Source organism: Methylibium sp. T29 (assembly GCF_000576205.1).
GTDB classification, from domain to species: domain Bacteria; phylum Pseudomonadota; class Gammaproteobacteria; order Burkholderiales; family Burkholderiaceae_C; genus Methylibium; species Methylibium petroleiphilum.
Genome location: NZ_AZND01000079.1, coordinates 1 through 14,807 on the forward strand (window position 1 = coordinate 1; position 14,807 = coordinate 14,807).

Below are 14,807 nucleotides of genomic sequence, written 5' to 3' on the forward strand. Positions count from 1 at the left end.
CGAGGGCGGTGGCCAGGGCGCGTTGCAGCTCGACGGCGGCCGTGTCGACGCCGCGGCTGTCGCGCTCGAGCAGCGCCTGCGCCAGGGCGGCCAGGCGCTGCTCGACGTCGGCGATCGAGGCCTCGAGGATCTGGGGCGCAGACGCGCGCAGCTGGGTGGAGCTCGGATCGGTCTGCATGAGGGCGTGGGGAAGGGCGGTGGGAATCGGCGGACCGGGCTCAGCGCTTCACGGCGTCGAGCATTTCCTGCGCATTGGCGATCAGCTTGTCGGCGATGACATCGGCGTTCACCTTGAAGGAGCCGTCGGCGATCGCCTGCTTCATGCGCTCCACCTTGGCAGCGTCGAACTCCGGGCTGCTGGCGCCGGCCAGCAGGGCCGTCGCAGTGCTGGAGAGCTCCACCGTGCTGGTGCCGGCGTCTGCGGCCTGAGCGACGCGGGCCTTGGCCGCTGCGGCGCCGGCCTCGGCATTGGAGCGAGCCAGGATCGCAGCATCGGCGGCGGGCGTGGAGGTTTGACCGATCTTCATGACGGACTCCTGCAATCCAGGGGCAGAGCCCCCGGACGGTTCAACATCCCAGCGGTATCGACGAGGGCTCGCCGAACTTGAGAGATTCTTTTGTAACAGCGACGCGATGGCACGGCAAGCTCCGGGTTCAGGCGCGGGTCACAGCCGCAACTCGACGCGCCGCTCGCCGACCGGCAGGCCGGTGACGATGCGGCCGCTCTCGGTGCGCACGCGCACCGGGCTGCCGTCGAGGCCCGGCGTGATCGCCTGGCCTTCACTCTGGACGGAAAAGCCGGGGCCGACGGCGACCAGCTGCACGGTCTCGCCAGCGGCGAACCACTGGCGGGCGCGCAGCAGGTTCTGGCGCAGGTCCTCGCCGGCGCTGACCATGCGCAGCAGCGAGCGGCCGATGGCCTCCTGCGGATCGGTGAGGGCGGCGGCCGGATCGGCCGCGAGGTCGATCTCGGCTTCGCGCAGGTCGGCGGCGGTGAGCACGGTACCGGCCGGCAGCGCGCTGGCGGCGACCAGCGCGCGGCCGTACACCCTGACGGTGATCGGCAGGTAGACGTTCCACTTCTTCTCGCCCTGCAGGCAGCGCAGGCCCACGCGCGTGCGGCCCCACGGCTTGAAGCCGGTGGGCAGATAGGGTTCGATCTGCTGGCAGGGCGCCAGCTTGAGGCGGGGGTCCAGCGCGCCGGCCTCGACCTCGACCCGCAGGCCGGCGGCCGGCTGCGAGCTCTTCAGGGCCAGGCTGCGCACCTGTTCGGCCAGCACGGCGGTGGCCGCGGCGTCCTGCGCCCGGGCGGGCAGCGACGCGGTCGCGACGGCCAGCAGGAGCAGGCACAGGGCGAGGGCGGCAGGGACGGCGTTCGGCTTCATCGAGCAGGACTTTAGGGGGCGGCCTGCGTCGGCGGGCCGGGAATTGAGCGGGGAAGAGGGTCCTATTCCCGCTAATGTTTCAGACGGTCACGACCAAGAATGCCCACCATCGCCACCCAGCGTGGCCATCCGTCCGGGCACCTCATCATGATGGACCGACTCACGAACTCGCTGAACTTCCAGACCCAGGCGCTGCTGCTGAGGTCGGAGCGCCAGCGCCTGATCGCGAGCAACATCGCCAATGCCGACACGCCGGGCTACCAGGCCCGCGACATGGACTTCGGTGCCGCGCTGCGCGAGGCCACGGGCGCCGCAACGCCCGGCAATGCGCTATCGGCCACGCAGGCCGGGCACTTGAGCCCGACCGCCGGTGCGCGCAGCGAAGCCGGACTGAAGTACGCCACGCCGAGCCAGACCAATCTGGACAGCAACACGGTCGACATGGACCGCGAGCGCGCGGCCTTCGCCGACAACGCCGTGCACTACGAGGCCACGCTGCGCTTCATCAACGGCAGCGTGCGCACCATGCTCAGCGCGATCACCGGCCAGTAAGGGGAACGATCATGTCGATGTTGAACATCTTCAACGTGAGCGGCAGCGCGGTGAGCGCGCAGAGCCAGCGGCTCAACGTCGTCGCCTCCAACCTGGCCAACGCCGACACCGTGGCCGGCCCCGACGGCAAGGCCTACAAGGCGCGCCAGGTCGTGTTCCAGACCCTGCCCTTCCAGCAGCCCGGCGAAGCCGGCACCGCCGCCGGCGTGCAGGTCTCGCAGGTCACCGAGGACAACGCCCCGGGCCGCAAGGTGCTCGACCCCAAGCATCCGCAGGCCGATGCCGACGGCTACGTGACCTACAGCAACGTCAATGCGGTGGAGGAGATGGTCAACATGATCTCGGCCTCGCGTTCGTACCAGAACAACATCGAAGTGATGAACACCGCCAAGACCCTGCTGCTGAAGACGCTGCAGATGGGTCAGTAACGACTCCTTCCTGAACAGGATCCGCCATGGCCACCGCCCCCGTCACCAACAGTTCGTCCAGCGTGTACGACGCGCTGAACGGCAGCACCACCACCAAGACGGACGACGGCTCCGAACGCTTCCTCAAGCTGCTGGTCACGCAGATGAAGAACCAGGATCCGATGAACCCGATGGACAACGCGCAGGTCACCAGCCAGATCGCGCAGATCAACACGGTGACCGGCATCAGCACGCTCAACCAGACCGTGAAGTCGCTGTCGAGCCAGATGCTGTCCTCGCAGGTGCTGCAAGGCGCCGGGCTGGTGGGCCACACCGTGCTGATGGCAGGCAGCAAGCTGCACTTCGGCGAGGACGGCACGACGGCCGGCGGCTTCGAGCTCGCCAACGCAGCCGACAGCGTGAAGATCGAGATCCTGTCGCCGAGCGGCCGGGTGGTCGACACCATCAACATGGGGGCCGCCTCGGCCGGCCGCAGCGGCTTCGAATGGACTGCGCCCACCGGCACCAGCACCGACGGCATGACCTTCCGCGTCACGGCGAAGGCCGGCAGCACGACGCTGACGGCCACGCCGCTCACCACCGATCTCGTGAAGGCCGTCTCCACCAGCGGCGACACCCTGAACCTGGAGCTGCTGTTCGGCGGCTCGATCCCCTACACCCAGGTCAAGGCCATCTCCTGAGCCGCGCCTGCCGCCCCCTACCGAAGAGGAATTCCCCATGAGCTTCCAGCAAGGTCTGTCCGGTCTGAACGCCGCCAGCAAGAACCTCGAGATCATCGGCAACAACGTCGCCAATGCATCCACCTTCGGGGCCAAGAGCTCGCGCGCAGAGTTCGGCGACGTGTACGCCAACGCGCTGAACGGCTCGGGCACCAACATGGTCGGCATCGGCGTCAACCTCGCCACCGTGGCCCAGCAGTTCACGCAGGGCAACATCACCACCACCGACAACCCGATGGACCTGGCGATCAACGGCTCGGGCTTCTTCCAGGTGAGCGACGGCAAGAACCCGACCATGTACGCACGCAACGGCCAGTTCAAGATCGATCGCGAGGGGTTCATCGTCAACAACTCGGGCTACAAGTTGCTGGGCTACCCGGCCGACGGCCAGGGCGTGATCGTGCCGGGCCAAGCCCAGGCGATCCAGCTGCCGACCGCCGGCATCGCGCCGCGCGCGACCGACCGCATCGCGATCGAGATGAACCTCGACGCGCGCCAGGCCGTCACCACGCCGGCCACCGGCGGCATCGACTTCGACGATCCGGCCACCTACAACAACGCCACCTCGGTGACGGTCTACGACGCCAAGGGCCAGGACGTGGCGCTGACCTACTACTTCCAGAAGTCCGGCGCCGACCAGTGGGACGTGTACGTGACCGCGAACGGCACGCCGATCAGCGTCGACGGCACCGGCGCCGCGCTGCCCAGCACCACGATGACCTTCCCGGCCAACGGCTCGGCGCCGACGGCGCCGGTCGGTGCGGTGCCGATCAACATCCCCGCGACCACCAACGCCGCCGGCGGCACCACGCTGCCGATCACCGGCATCGAACTCGACGTGACGAGCGCGACGCAGTACGGCTCGGGCTTCGGCGTGACCGACATGTCGCAGACCGGCTACGCGCCCGGCCAGCTGTCGGGCATCTCGATCGAGGCCAACGGCGTGATCATGGCGCGCTACAGCAACGGCCAGTCCAAGCCGGGCGGCCAGCTCGAGCTCGCCAACTTCCGCAACCCGCAGGGCCTGCAGCCGCTGGGCAACAACGTCTGGGCCACCACCTTCACCTCCGGCGATCCGGTGGTCGGCGCGGCCGGCGATGGCAACTTCGGCGTGCTGCAGTCCGGCGCGCTGGAGGAAAGCAACATCGACCTGACCGGCGAGCTGGTCAACATGATCACCGCGCAACGCGTCTACCAGGCCAACGCGCAGACCGTGAAGACGCAGGACTCGATGATGCAGACGTTGGTCAACCTGCGCTGATTGCAGCGGGCACTGAGGAGTCGCGATGGACCGGATGATCTACTTGTCGATGTCGGGCGCGAAGGCGACGATGCAGCGGCAGGAGACGCTCGCGAACAACCTCGCGAACGCCTCGACCACCGGCTTCCGCGCCGAGCTGCAGGCCTTTCGCGCCGTGCCCGTGCGCGGCGACGGCGCCAGCACGCGCGTCTACTCGCTCGAGACCACCACCGGCTACGACCCCACCCCGGGGCCGATGGCCGCCACCGGCCGCGCGCTCGACGTGGCGATGCAGGGCAACGCCTGGCTGGCCGTGCAGGGGCTCGACGGCACCGAGGCCTACACCCGCATGGGCTCGCTGCAGGTCGATGCCGAGGGCACGCTGAAGACCTCCGGCGGCCTCACGGTGCTGGGCGATGGCGGCCCGATCGCACTGCCGGCGAACTCGTCGCCGCAGATCGCCGCCGACGGCACCGTCAGCGTCAAGCAGGCCAACGGCGGCGTCACCTCGGTCGGCCGCCTCAAGCTCGTGACGCCCGAGGCCGCGCTCCAGCGCGGCGATGACGGCCTGTTCCGCGCCGCCGACGGCGACCTGCCGGTCGACCCGAACGCGCGCGTGGCCGAAGGCACGCTCGAAGGCAGCAACGTGAACCCGATCGAGAACATGGTGGCCATGATCGCTGCGGCGCGCCAGTTCGAGAGCCAGATGAAGATGCTGCAGACGGCCGAGGGCGACGAGAAGGCCGCCAGCCAGCTGCTGTCGATGAACGGCTGATGTCCGGGCCCCGGCGGAACTGGGGCCCGATCCGGGCGCTTATCCCGCTCTCGCTCGCCTTCATCCCCGTCATGATCGGTCGATGAGGAGCCCCCCGCCATGATGCGTTCCCTTTGGATCTCGAAGACCGGGATGGAAGCCCAGCAAACCCAGCTGGACCACATCTCGCACAACCTCGCCAACAGCGCGACGAACGGCTACAAGCGTTCGCACGCGGTGTTCGAGGACCTGATGTACCAGACCATCCGCCAGCCCGGCGCCAACAGCTCCGAGCAGACGCAGCTGCCCACCGGCCTGCAGCTCGGCCTGGGCACGCGCGCCGTCGCCACCTCGCGCCAGTTCAGCCAGGGCTCGCTGCAGCAGAGCACGAACCCGCTCGACCTCGCGGTCAAGGGCCAGGGCTTCTTCCAGATCCAGCTGCCCGACGGCACCACCGGCTACACCCGCGACGGGGCCTTCCAGGTCAGTGCGCAGGGTCAGCTGGTCACGAACAACGGCTACGTCGTGCAGCCCGGCATCACCATCCCGGCCAATGCACAGAACGTGACCATCGGTGCCGACGGCAACGTGAGCGTCACGCTGCCCGGCCAGGCCGCCGCGCAGACGGTCGGCCAGATCCAGCTCGCGAGCTTCGTGAACCCGGCCGGCCTGGAGCCGCGCGGCGAGAACCTCTACACCGAGACCGCGGCCTCGGGCACGCCGAACGCCGGCGCACCGGACAGCAACGGCCTGGGCGCGATCGCCCAGGGCTTCGTCGAGGGCAGCAACGTCAACGTGGTCGAGGAACTGGTCGCGATGATCCAGACCCAGCGCGCCTACGAACTCAACTCCAAGGCCATCCAGACCTCGGACCAGATGCTGCAGAAGCTGGCCCAGCTGTGAGCCTGAAAGCCGCCGCCATGTCCTTCGCCCTCTGCCGTGTCGCTGCGCTGGCGCCGCTCGTCCTGCTGTTCGGCTGCCAGGCGATGGCGCCCAAGGTCGACATCGCCGACACCTCGCCGGTGCTGCCGCAGGCGGTGGTGGCACCGCCGGTCAACAACGGCGCGATCTTCCAGGGCGCCAGCTACCGGCCGCTGTTCGAGGACCACCGCGCGCGCCTGGTCGGCGACACGATCACGGTTCAGATCGTCGAGAAGGTGGCGGCCAGCCAGCAGTCCACCAGCAGCATCGACAAGAACGGCTCGGTCAACGGCAGCATCTCGGCGCTGCCGTTCTTCGCGCCCAACTCCTTCAAGCGCGCCTCGGCCACCGGCAGCAACGAGCAGGCCTTCGAGGGCAAGGGCACGACGGCCAGCGCCAACACCTTCAGCGGCACCATCACGGCCACCGTGATCAACGTGCTGCCGAACGGGCACCTCGTCATCAGCGGCGAGAAGCAGATCGGCGTGAACCAGCATGTCGACGTGCTGCGCTTCTCCGGCCAGGTCGACCCGCGGGCGATCCAGCCCGGCAACTCGGTCGCGTCGGCGCAGATCGCCAACGTGCGCATCGAGCAGCGCGGCCGCGGTGCCCAGGCCGAAGCGCAGGGAATAGGCTGGTTGGGACGCTTCTTTTTGAACGTTCTGCCACTCTAAAGTTTTCCAGAATGGTGGCATCCCCCTGGGAAAGCCACCACCATGCACCGCCCCTTCTTCCCTGCCGAACAGCGCGCCGACCTGCTGCTGCGCCTGCTGATCGCGTTCAGCCTGTTCATCGCCAGTGCGGCCGTCTGGTGGCCGGTCGATGCCCAGGCCGCGCGCCTGAAGGAAGTGGCCGCCGTGCAAGGCGTGCGCTCCAACCAGTTGATCGGCTACGGCCTCGTCGTCGGCCTCGACGGCACCGGCGACCAGACCACCCAGACCCCGTTCACAACGCAGAGCCTCAACGCCATGCTGCAGCAGCTGGGCGTCACGGTGCCGCCCGGCACCAGCGTGCAGTTGCGCAACGTCGCCGCGGTGATGGTCACCGCCTCGCTGCCGCCGTTCGCGCAGCCAGGCCAGCAGATCGACATCAACGTCTCGTCGATGGGCAATGCCAAGAGCCTGCGCGGCGGCACGCTCGTCGTCACGCCGCTGCGCGGTGCCGACGGCCAGATCTACGCGCTGGCGCAGGGCAACCTGATCATCGGCGGCGCCGGCGCCTCGGCCGGCGGCTCCAAGGTCCAGGTCAACACGCTCAACGCGGGCCGGGTGCCCGGCGGCGCCACCGTGGAGCGCGGCGTGCCCACGCCGCTGGCCCAGGGCGATGCGATCCAGCTCGACCTCAACGCCGCCGACTACTCGACCGCGCGTGAAGTGGCGCGCGTGATCAACGGCAAGATGGGCGCGAACACCGCCCAGGCGCTGGACGGCCGCACGGTGCGCGTGCTGATGCCGGCCGACGCGAATGCGCGCGTGGCCTTCCTGGCCGACATCGAGAACCTGCCGATCGACCTGGCCGCGCCGGCCGCGCGCGTGGTCGTCAACGCCCGCACCGGCTCGGTGGTGGTGAACCAGTCCGTCACGCTCAACCCCTGCGCGGTGGCGCACGGCAACCTGTCGGTCACGATCAGCTCGCAGCCGGTCATCAGCCAGCCGGGCCCGCTGTCGAGTGGCCAGACGGTGGTGGCCGAGCGCGCCGACATCGCCATCAAGCAGGACGCCGGCTCGCTGATCCAGTTGCCGGCCGGCACGCAGCTCACCGACGTCGTGAAGGCGCTGAACTCGCTCGGCGCGACGCCGCAGGAACTGCTGGCGATCCTGCAGGCCATCAAGGCGGCGGGTGCGCTGAATGCCGAGCTCGAGGTGATCTGACGTGAAGTCGACCGTCGGCCTCGACGCCAACGCGCTGCGCTCGCTGCAGGCGAACGCGAGCGCCGACCCGCGTGCGGCGATCAAGGAGACGGCCAAGCAGTTCGAGGCGCTGTTCATGCAGCAGCTGATGAAGAGCATGCGCCAGGCCACGATGTCCAGCGGCATGCTCGACAACTCGGGCACCCAGATGGGCACCGAGCTGCTCGACACCCAGTTCGCGCAGAAGCTCACCGGCCTGCCCGGCGGGCTGAGCGCCCAGATCGCGCGGCAGCTCGAGCAGCAGCTCAACGGCAAGGTCGCCGCCGTCACTGCGCCCACGGCGCGGGCCGGCGCTGCCGAGGGTGCGCAGGTGTGGAATCGCCTGCCCGGCGCGTCGCGGGCACAGGACTTCGTGGCGCGCCACAACAGCGCCGCCGAGCAGGCCGAGGCCGAGACCGGCATCCCCGCCGCCTTCATCCTGAGCCAGGCCGCGCACGAATCGGGCTGGGGCCAGCGCGAGATCAAGAACGCCGACGGCAGCAGCAGCCACAACGTGTTCGGCATCAAGGCCGGCGCCAGCTGGAAGGGCGCCGTCACCGAGGTCACCACGACCGAGTACGTGAACGGCCAGCCGCAGAAGGTGAAGGCGAAGTTCCGCGCCTACGCGACGCCGGAAGACGCGTTCCGCGACTACGCCAGCCTCATCAAGAACAGCCCGCGCTACGCCAAGGTGGTGGAGCAGGGGGGCACCGCGCAAGGCTTCGCGGTGAACCTGCAGCGCGCCGCTACGCCACCGATCCGGCCTATGCCGCGAAGCTCGGTCGCGTCATCAACACCACGCTGCGCCTGCAGCGCACCCTGACCGCGTGAGGAGTAGCCCATGGCCGGCCTGATGTCCCTCGGCACGCGCGCGATGTTCGCGAACTACGCGACGCTGCAGACGATCGGCAACAACATCGCCAATGCCAACACGCCCGGCTACTCGCGCCAGCAGGTCGAGCTCGGCACGGCCGGCGGTCAGTCGACCGGCGCCGGCTTCTTCGGCCAGGGCGTGAGCGTGCAGACCGTGACGCGGGCGAGCGACGCATTCCTGACGCGCGACGCCGCGATGTCGAAGTCGCAGGCCGCACGCGACGTGGCGCGGCTCGAACAGCTCGAACGCCTGGAGAAGGTGTTCCCGACCGGCGAGTCCGGCCTCGGCTATGCCGCGGGCGACCTGCTGAATGCCTTCGTCGACGTGGCCAACCGCCCGCAGGATGCCTCGGCGCGCCAGGTGGTGCTGGCGCGCGCCGAGGAACTGGCCTCGCGGTTCCGTGCCGCCGACAGCCAGCTCGACGCGCTGCAGAGCGGCGTGACCGAGGACGTGAAGAACTCGGTCACGGTGGTCAATACGCTGGCCAAGCGCGTGGCCGACATCAACCGCCAGATCGCCGCGGCGCAGGGCAGCGGCCATGCGCCGAACGACCTGCTCGACCAGCGCGACCAGCTGATCAGCGAGATCGGCAGCTACGTGCAGGTCACCACCATCGAGGCCGACGACGGCTCGCTCGGGGTCTTCATCGGCGGCGGCCAGCGGCTGGTGCTCGGCAGCAATGCCCAGCAGCTCAAGGTCGTGCCGGACGCCTACGACGCCGCCAAGGTGCGCCTGGCGATCAGCGAGGCCGGCGGCGAGCGCCTGCTGCCCGAGGACTCGCTGGTGGCGGGCAAGCTGCCCGGCCTGCTGGCCTTCCAGAACCAGGATCTGGCCGACGCACGGGCGATGATCGGGCAGCTGGCCAGTGCGATCGCCGGCGCGGTGAACCGCCAGCAGTCGCTCGGCCTGGACCTGGGGCAGCCGGCGGGCAGCGGTGCACCGCTGTTCGCGCTAGGTGCACCCGCGGCGCTGCCGGCGTCGACCAATGCGCGCGATGCCGGCGGCAACTTCCTGTCTTCGGTCTCGCTCACCGTGGCCGATCCGAAGCAGTTGCAGGCCAGCGACTACGAACTCCGCACCGACGCCAGCACGCCGGGGCAGTATTTCCTGACCCGGCTCAGCGACGGCGTGACGCGCACCGTCGCCGACGGCGACACCGTCGACGGCTTCACACTCGCCATCGGCACGCCGGCGCCGGGCGCGACCGACCGCTTCCTGCTGCAGCCGGTGAGCCAGGCCGCGCAGGGCATGGCGCGGGTGCTCAACAACCCCAACGGCATCGCCGCGTCGTCGCCGGTGGTCGCGACGGTGGCCTCCGGCAACACCGGCACCGCCACGGTGGGCTCGCTCACCGTCACCAGCACGGCGCTGGACCCGACCCAGACCGCGAACATCAGCTTCACCGACGACAGCGGCAACTACAACTGGGAGCTGCGCGACGCCGGCAACGCGGTGGTCAGCAGCGGCACCGGCACCTGGACCGCGGGGTCGACCATCGCGCTGAACGGCTTCGAACTGACGCTGGCCGGCGTACCGCGCAGCGGCGACGCTGTGCAGGTCGCGCCCACCACCTTCCCGGCCGCGAACAACGGCAACGCGCTGTCGCTGCTGGCCCTGCGCGACGCCGGCATCGTGGGCGAGCAGCTGCTGGCCGGTGGTGTGGTGTCGGCCGGCGAGAGCATCACCAGCGCCTACGCCAGCGCGATGGCCGACATCGGCGTTCGCGTGCAGAGCGCACGCTCGTCGAGCAACATCTCCACCGCCGTCGCGACCAATGCCGAGGCGGCGCGCGCCGGCGTGTCCGGCGTGAACCTCGACGAGGAAGCCGCCCGCCTGATCCAGTTCCAGCAGGCCTACCAGGCCGCTGCCAAGGTCCTGCAGGTGGCGCAGAGCGTGTTCGACACGCTGCTCAGCGTCGCCGCCCGTTGACCGATCGACACGACGAGGATTCCTCCATGCGCGTGAGCACTTCCAGCACCTACGACGCCACCATCGCCAACCTGCAGCGCCGGGCCCAGGAGCTGAGCCGCAGCCAGGAGCAGATGAGCAGCCTGAAGCGCGTCAACCGCGCCAGCGACGACCCGACGGCCGCCGCCCGGGCCGAACGGGCGCTCGCCGTCGAGGCGCGCAGCGCCGCGACGCAGCGGGCCATCGACGCCAGCATGAACGCGGTGAGCCAGACCGAATCGACCCTCGGCGACGCGCTGGGCCTGCTCCAGCAGGCGCGCGACTCGGTGGTCTCGGCCGGCAACGCCAGCTTCAGCGACGCCGAGCGCGCCAACCTCGCGATCAGCCTGCGCCAGATGCGCGCCGAACTGCTGACCATCGCCAACAGTCCCGACGGCGCCGGCAGCTATCTGTTCGCCGGGCAGGGCGCCAGCAACCCGCCGTTCGTCGACACGCCGACCGGAGTGCAGTTCCGCGGCGTGTCGGGCGAGACCGGCGCGCCCTCCACCGAGCCGCTGCCGCTGACGATGGATGGCCGCAGTACCTGGCTGCAGGCTCCAGCGGCAATGGCGTGTTCGTGACCAGTGCCACCCAGCAGGCGGGCACCGGGTGGATCAACACCGGCAGCGTGATCGATCCGTCGGCTGCGACCGGGGATCCCTACAGCCTGAGCTTCACCGTGGCCGGCGGCGTGACGACCTACACCGTGCTGCGTGACGGCAACCCGACCGCACTGACCGACGTGCCCTACCAGAGCGGGCAGGCGATCGAGATCGACGGCCTGTCGTTCACCGTGACCGGCGCGCCGGCCGACGCCGACCGCTTCGACATCACCCCGTCCTCGGCCTCGCTCAGCATCTTCGATGTGCTCGACCGCGTCGCCACCGAGCTCGAGACGCCCGGGCGCAACAACGGCCAGATCGCGCAGTCGGTGGCCACCGCGCTGCGCGACATCGACGCGTCCAGCGCCAAGCTGACGGCGCAGCGCGCCGTGGCGGGCGAGACGCTGAACCGCATCGACCGCGCCGCCGAGCGCCTGAGCGGGCAGAAGCTCGCCGCGCAGACCGACCGCTCGCAGGCCGAGGATCTCGACATGGTCGAGGCGATTTCCACGTTCCAGAAACAACAGACCGGCTACGAGGCAGCGCTGAAGTCCTATGCTTCGGTACAGAACCTGTCGCTGTTCCAGTACCTCAATGTGTGATTCGTCTGCGGAGACCCTTTCGTGAGTGACTCCCTCCTTGGCCAGGTGGCGCTGAGCTACTCCCCGATGATCGACCGGCAGCGCACGGTCAGCGCGACCCGTCTGACGGTGTTCCCGCTGCAGCCCGGCGCCGAACTCGACGCGGCCGGCCTGCTCGAGGAGGTGGCCGGCGTGTGGCCCGAGGGCGGCGGCCAGGTGTCGCTGAACGTCGTCAGCGAGAACCTGCTGACCGGCCTGCTGCAGGCGCAGCCGACGCCGAACGTGATGATCGAGATCCCGGCCTTCATGGCCGGCGACGAGGCGCACACCCAGGCCATCCAGGACCTGCATGCGCGTGGCAGCACCCTGCTCATCAAGGGCCGGCCGCTGCGCGAACTGCCTCGCGAGGTGCTGCCCTGTTTCCGCTACTCGATCGTCGACCTGGCCGACGACCGCCGCGTCGGCGAGACGGCACCGGCCGCCGGCTTCACGCGCAGCATCGGCTACGTGCAGTCGGGCGTGAACACGCTCGTCGACATGGAGGCCTCGTTCGCGCGCGGCGCGGTCGCGGTGCTCGGCTGGCCGATGGACGATGCGATCGCGCACTCGTCGGTCAGCAAGGAAAAGGACCCCAAGGCGGCGACGCCGGACCTGCAGGTGATGGTCGAGCTGATCCACCGGGTCGACCAGCAGGAGCCGATCGAGAAGCTCGAGGACACGCTGCGGCGCGACCCGACGCTGGCCTTCAAGCTGATGCGCTACATCAATTCGCCGGCCTTCGGGCTGAGCGTGGAGATCAGCTCGTTCCGCCACGCCATCATGATGCTGGGCTACAGCCGGCTCAAGCGCTGGCTGGCACTGCTGCTGGCCACCGGCAGCAAGGACGCCAACCTCAAACCGGTGATGTTCGCCGCCGTGCGACGGGGCATGCTGATGGAGGAGCTGGTGCGCAACCTCGGCGACGAGGAAATGCGCAACGAGCTCTTCATCTGTGGCGTGTTCTCGTTGCTCGACCGCATGTTCAAGCAGCCGTTCTCCGATCTGCTGAGCACGATCCCGGTGCCCGAGCGGGTGTACCAAGCGCTGGCCGACGAGTCCGGGCCCTATGCCCCGTACTGCACGCTGGTGCGCGCGGTCGAGGGCAACGCTCTGGACGCGATCCGCGAGGCCTGCGACGGCCTGTTCACCGATCCGGCCGAGATCAACCGCGGCCTGCTGCGCGCGCTGGCGAAAGCGGCGCAGCTGGACGCCTGAGCGCTCAGCCGTCTCCGGCGGCCACCTTGCCCAGGTAGTTGCCGAAGTCGATCACCCCGCCCGCCGCGGGGACACGGGCCACGTCCTGCGCCGGCAGCACGTCCTGCACCAGGTCGATCCGCTTCCACTGCGCCAGCGGCGCCTCGCAGGCGGCCTGCGGCACGTACTTCGACGGTGCGATCTTCTGGTGCCGGTGGATGTAGCGCGGGCAGTTGACGAAGATCGACGAGATCGCCAGCCTCACCACCAGCTCTGCCCCCGGGTAGTGGGCCTTCAGCGGGTCGTCGTCGGCGATCGAGGCCTCGCCGTGCACGCGCAGGCGGTGCGGGGTCTCGAAATCGATGAAGAGCAGGCCGATCTTCGCGCTGGCGCGGATGTTGCCGGTGGACAGGAACATGCCGTTGCCGTCGTAGCTCGGGAAGGCCAGCGTCCTGGCGTCGACCACCCGCACGAAGCCCGGGGCGCCGCCCTTGTAGGAGCAGGACGGCTGACCGTCGGCGCCGACCGAGGCGAGGAAGAACATGTCACGGCTCTCGATGAAGCCGCGCTCGTCGTCCTGCACTTCGTCGTGAATGATCAGTTCGGTGAGGCGGTCCGCCAGCGCGCGGCTGCCGAACCGGTCCTGAAGCTGGCGCTGCGCGTCGCCATAGAAATCGCTCATCCGGGGTCTCCTTTGGGGCCGATCGGGCCGTGTGACGCAAGCAAACGCGCTAGGGTAGGGGCGAGCCCGTCCGTTGCGGGCCCAGGATTACCCACAGAACCGCTGCGCCTGCCGGCGCCCGATGGGGCGGTGGCGCGGCCCGCGGTCTAATGTCGCCATGGCCACGCCCACCGTGCCCGCCGGCTGGACCGACACCCACTGCCACCTCGATGCCCCGGAGTTCGATGCCGATCGGACGGCCGTGGTCGAGCGTGCGCGCCATGCCGGGGTGACGCAGATCGTGCTGCCCGCGGTCGCGCCGTTCGACTTCGACACCGTGCGGGACCTGGCGCACCGCCACGGGCTGGCCTATGCGCTGGGCGTCCACCCGATGTACACCGGCCCGCTCGACGACGCGGCGCTCGATGCGCTGCGCGAGGCGCTGGCGGCGCACCGCGACGACCCCCGGCTGGTCGCCGTCGGCGAGATCGGTCTGGATCACTTCGTGCCGGGGCTCGATCGCGCGAAGCAGGAGCACTTCTACGTGCAGCAGCTCGCGATGGCGCGCGAGGCCGGCTTGCCGGTGCTGCTGCACGTGCGCCGCTCGGCCGACAGCTGCTCAAGCACCTGCGCCGCATGCCGGAGGTCGGTGGCATCGCACACGCGTTCAACGGCAGCGCCCAGCAGGCGCAGTCCTTCGTGGCCCAGGGCTTCAAGCTCGGTTTCGGGGGCGCGATGAGTTTCGAGCGCGCACTGCAGCTGCGCCGGCTGGCGACCGAACTGCCGCTGGAGGCCATCGTGCTGGAGACCGATGCGCCCGACATCCCGCCACAGTGGCTGTACCGCACCGTGGCCCAGCGCACCGCCGGCGAGCGCAGCCGCAACGAGCCGGCGGAACTGCCGCGCATCGCCGCCGGGTTGGCCGCCCTGCGAGGCCTGACGCTCGAGGCGCTGGCGCACGCGACCCAGACCAATGCGCGCACGGCCCTGCCGCGCCTGGCCGCGCTCGATGCCGTGGGAG

The 14,807-nt window shown here is 69.7% G+C and carries 16 protein-coding genes and 1 pseudogene; 14 read left to right on the forward strand and 3 right to left on the reverse strand.

What is annotated here, in order from left to right; all coding sequences use genetic code 11:
* Positions 1 to 218 precede the first annotated feature (218 nt).
* Positions 219 to 527 carry a flagellar biosynthesis anti-sigma factor FlgM gene (gene flgM / locus x551_RS11290; RefSeq protein WP_011830651.1) on the reverse strand — a complete coding sequence of 103 codons (309 nt, stop codon included), beginning with the start codon at positions 525 to 527 and terminating at the stop codon, positions 219 to 221.
* A gap of 138 nt (positions 528 to 665) precedes the next feature.
* Positions 666 to 1,385: a flagellar basal body P-ring formation chaperone FlgA gene (gene flgA, locus x551_RS11295; RefSeq protein ID WP_011830650.1), complete on the reverse strand. Its 720-nt coding sequence runs from the start codon at positions 1,383 to 1,385 to the stop codon at positions 666 to 668.
* Between the two features lie 147 nt (positions 1,386 to 1,532).
* Between flgA and flgB the strand changes: the two genes are divergently transcribed.
* The 13 genes from flgB (at position 1,533) to x551_RS11355 (ending at position 13,146) form a co-directional block, all read left to right on the forward strand.
* Positions 1,533 to 1,937 (forward strand): flagellar basal body rod protein FlgB, encoded by a 405-nt coding sequence (gene flgB, locus x551_RS11300; RefSeq protein WP_036230094.1) that lies wholly within the window; start codon positions 1,533 to 1,535, stop codon positions 1,935 to 1,937.
* An 11-nt stretch (positions 1,938 to 1,948) separates the two neighbouring features.
* Positions 1,949 to 2,365 carry a flagellar basal body rod protein FlgC gene (gene flgC, locus x551_RS11305; RefSeq protein WP_011830648.1) on the forward strand — a complete coding sequence of 139 codons (417 nt, stop codon included), beginning with the start codon at positions 1,949 to 1,951 and terminating at the stop codon, positions 2,363 to 2,365.
* 26 nt (positions 2,366 to 2,391) lie between these two features.
* A complete protein-coding gene (locus x551_RS11310; RefSeq protein WP_036230076.1) occupies positions 2,392 to 3,045 on the forward strand; it encodes a flagellar hook capping FlgD N-terminal domain-containing protein in 654 nt (217 codons plus the stop codon).
* A gap of 37 nt (positions 3,046 to 3,082) precedes the next feature.
* Positions 3,083 to 4,345: a flagellar hook protein FlgE gene (gene flgE, locus x551_RS11315; RefSeq protein ID WP_011830646.1), complete on the forward strand. Its 1,263-nt coding sequence runs from the start codon at positions 3,083 to 3,085 to the stop codon at positions 4,343 to 4,345.
* Between the two features lie 25 nt (positions 4,346 to 4,370).
* On the forward strand, positions 4,371 to 5,099 hold the full coding sequence (flgF, locus tag x551_RS11320; RefSeq protein WP_011830645.1) for a flagellar basal-body rod protein FlgF: 729 nt from the start codon (positions 4,371 to 4,373) through the stop codon (positions 5,097 to 5,099).
* A gap of 99 nt (positions 5,100 to 5,198) precedes the next feature.
* Positions 5,199 to 5,981: a flagellar basal-body rod protein FlgG gene (flgG, locus tag x551_RS11325; RefSeq protein WP_011830644.1), complete on the forward strand. Its 783-nt coding sequence runs from the start codon at positions 5,199 to 5,201 to the stop codon at positions 5,979 to 5,981.
* Between the two features lie 17 nt (positions 5,982 to 5,998).
* Entirely contained in the window at positions 5,999 to 6,673 is a 675-nt protein-coding gene (locus tag x551_RS11330; protein WP_011830643.1) for a flagellar basal body L-ring protein FlgH, read from the forward strand.
* Between the two features lie 42 nt (positions 6,674 to 6,715).
* Positions 6,716 to 7,870: a flagellar basal body P-ring protein FlgI gene (locus tag x551_RS11335; protein WP_036230073.1), complete on the forward strand. Its 1,155-nt coding sequence runs from the start codon at positions 6,716 to 6,718 to the stop codon at positions 7,868 to 7,870.
* 1 nt (position 7,871) lies between these two features.
* Positions 7,872 to 8,711 (forward strand): glucosaminidase domain-containing protein, encoded by an 840-nt coding sequence (locus x551_RS11340; RefSeq protein WP_343252134.1) that lies wholly within the window; start codon positions 7,872 to 7,874, stop codon positions 8,709 to 8,711.
* Between the two features lie 18 nt (positions 8,712 to 8,729).
* Complete coding sequence (gene flgK / locus x551_RS11345; RefSeq protein WP_036230069.1) at positions 8,730 to 10,691, forward strand: flagellar hook-associated protein FlgK; 1,962 nt, start codon at positions 8,730 to 8,732, stop codon at positions 10,689 to 10,691.
* Positions 10,692 to 10,717: 26 nt separating this feature from the next.
* Positions 10,718 to 11,290 (forward strand): flagellar hook-associated protein FlgL, encoded by a 573-nt coding sequence (gene flgL / locus x551_RS27305; protein ID WP_051511950.1) that lies wholly within the window; start codon positions 10,718 to 10,720, stop codon positions 11,288 to 11,290.
* On the forward strand, positions 11,287 to 11,913 hold the full coding sequence (locus x551_RS27310; protein ID WP_253950357.1) for a flagellin: 627 nt from the start codon (positions 11,287 to 11,289) through the stop codon (positions 11,911 to 11,913). Before flgL ends, x551_RS27310 begins: the two co-directional genes overlap by 4 nt.
* Positions 11,914 to 11,934: 21 nt before the next feature.
* Positions 11,935 to 13,146, forward strand: a complete 1,212-nt coding sequence (locus x551_RS11355; protein WP_011830638.1) for an HDOD domain-containing protein — start codon at positions 11,935 to 11,937, stop codon at positions 13,144 to 13,146.
* A 4-nt stretch (positions 13,147 to 13,150) separates the two neighbouring features.
* On the opposite strand, the gene x551_RS11360 is transcribed toward x551_RS11355, so the two are convergent.
* Positions 13,151 to 13,807 carry a pyridoxamine 5'-phosphate oxidase family protein gene (locus x551_RS11360; protein ID WP_036230066.1) on the reverse strand — a complete coding sequence of 219 codons (657 nt, stop codon included), beginning with the start codon at positions 13,805 to 13,807 and terminating at the stop codon, positions 13,151 to 13,153.
* A 157-nt stretch (positions 13,808 to 13,964) separates the two neighbouring features.
* Here x551_RS11360 and x551_RS11365 point away from each other — a divergent pair.
* Positions 13,965 to 14,807, forward strand: a pseudogene (locus x551_RS11365) (TatD family hydrolase); the annotation flags it as partial.

Coding starts and splice junctions, on each gene's coding strand:
- flgM (WP_011830651.1), bottom strand. CDS start 527: ATGAAGATCGGTCAAACCTCCACGCCCGCCGCCGATGCTGCGATCCTG.
- flgA (WP_011830650.1), bottom strand. CDS start 1,385: ATGAAGCCGAACGCCGTCCCTGCCGCCCTCGCCCTGTGCCTGCTCCTG.
- flgB (WP_036230094.1), top strand. CDS start 1,533: ATGATGGACCGACTCACGAACTCGCTGAACTTCCAGACCCAGGCGCTG.
- flgC (WP_011830648.1), top strand. CDS start 1,949: ATGTCGATGTTGAACATCTTCAACGTGAGCGGCAGCGCGGTGAGCGCG.
- x551_RS11310 (WP_036230076.1), top strand. CDS start 2,392: ATGGCCACCGCCCCCGTCACCAACAGTTCGTCCAGCGTGTACGACGCG.
- flgE (WP_011830646.1), top strand. CDS start 3,083: ATGAGCTTCCAGCAAGGTCTGTCCGGTCTGAACGCCGCCAGCAAGAAC.
- flgF (WP_011830645.1), top strand. CDS start 4,371: ATGGACCGGATGATCTACTTGTCGATGTCGGGCGCGAAGGCGACGATG.
- flgG (WP_011830644.1), top strand. CDS start 5,199: ATGATGCGTTCCCTTTGGATCTCGAAGACCGGGATGGAAGCCCAGCAA.
- x551_RS11330 (WP_011830643.1), top strand. CDS start 5,999: ATGTCCTTCGCCCTCTGCCGTGTCGCTGCGCTGGCGCCGCTCGTCCTG.
- x551_RS11335 (WP_036230073.1), top strand. CDS start 6,716: ATGCACCGCCCCTTCTTCCCTGCCGAACAGCGCGCCGACCTGCTGCTG.
- flgK (WP_036230069.1), top strand. CDS start 8,730: ATGGCCGGCCTGATGTCCCTCGGCACGCGCGCGATGTTCGCGAACTAC.
- flgL (WP_051511950.1), top strand. CDS start 10,718: ATGCGCGTGAGCACTTCCAGCACCTACGACGCCACCATCGCCAACCTG.
- x551_RS11360 (WP_036230066.1), bottom strand. CDS start 13,807: ATGAGCGATTTCTATGGCGACGCGCAGCGCCAGCTTCAGGACCGGTTC.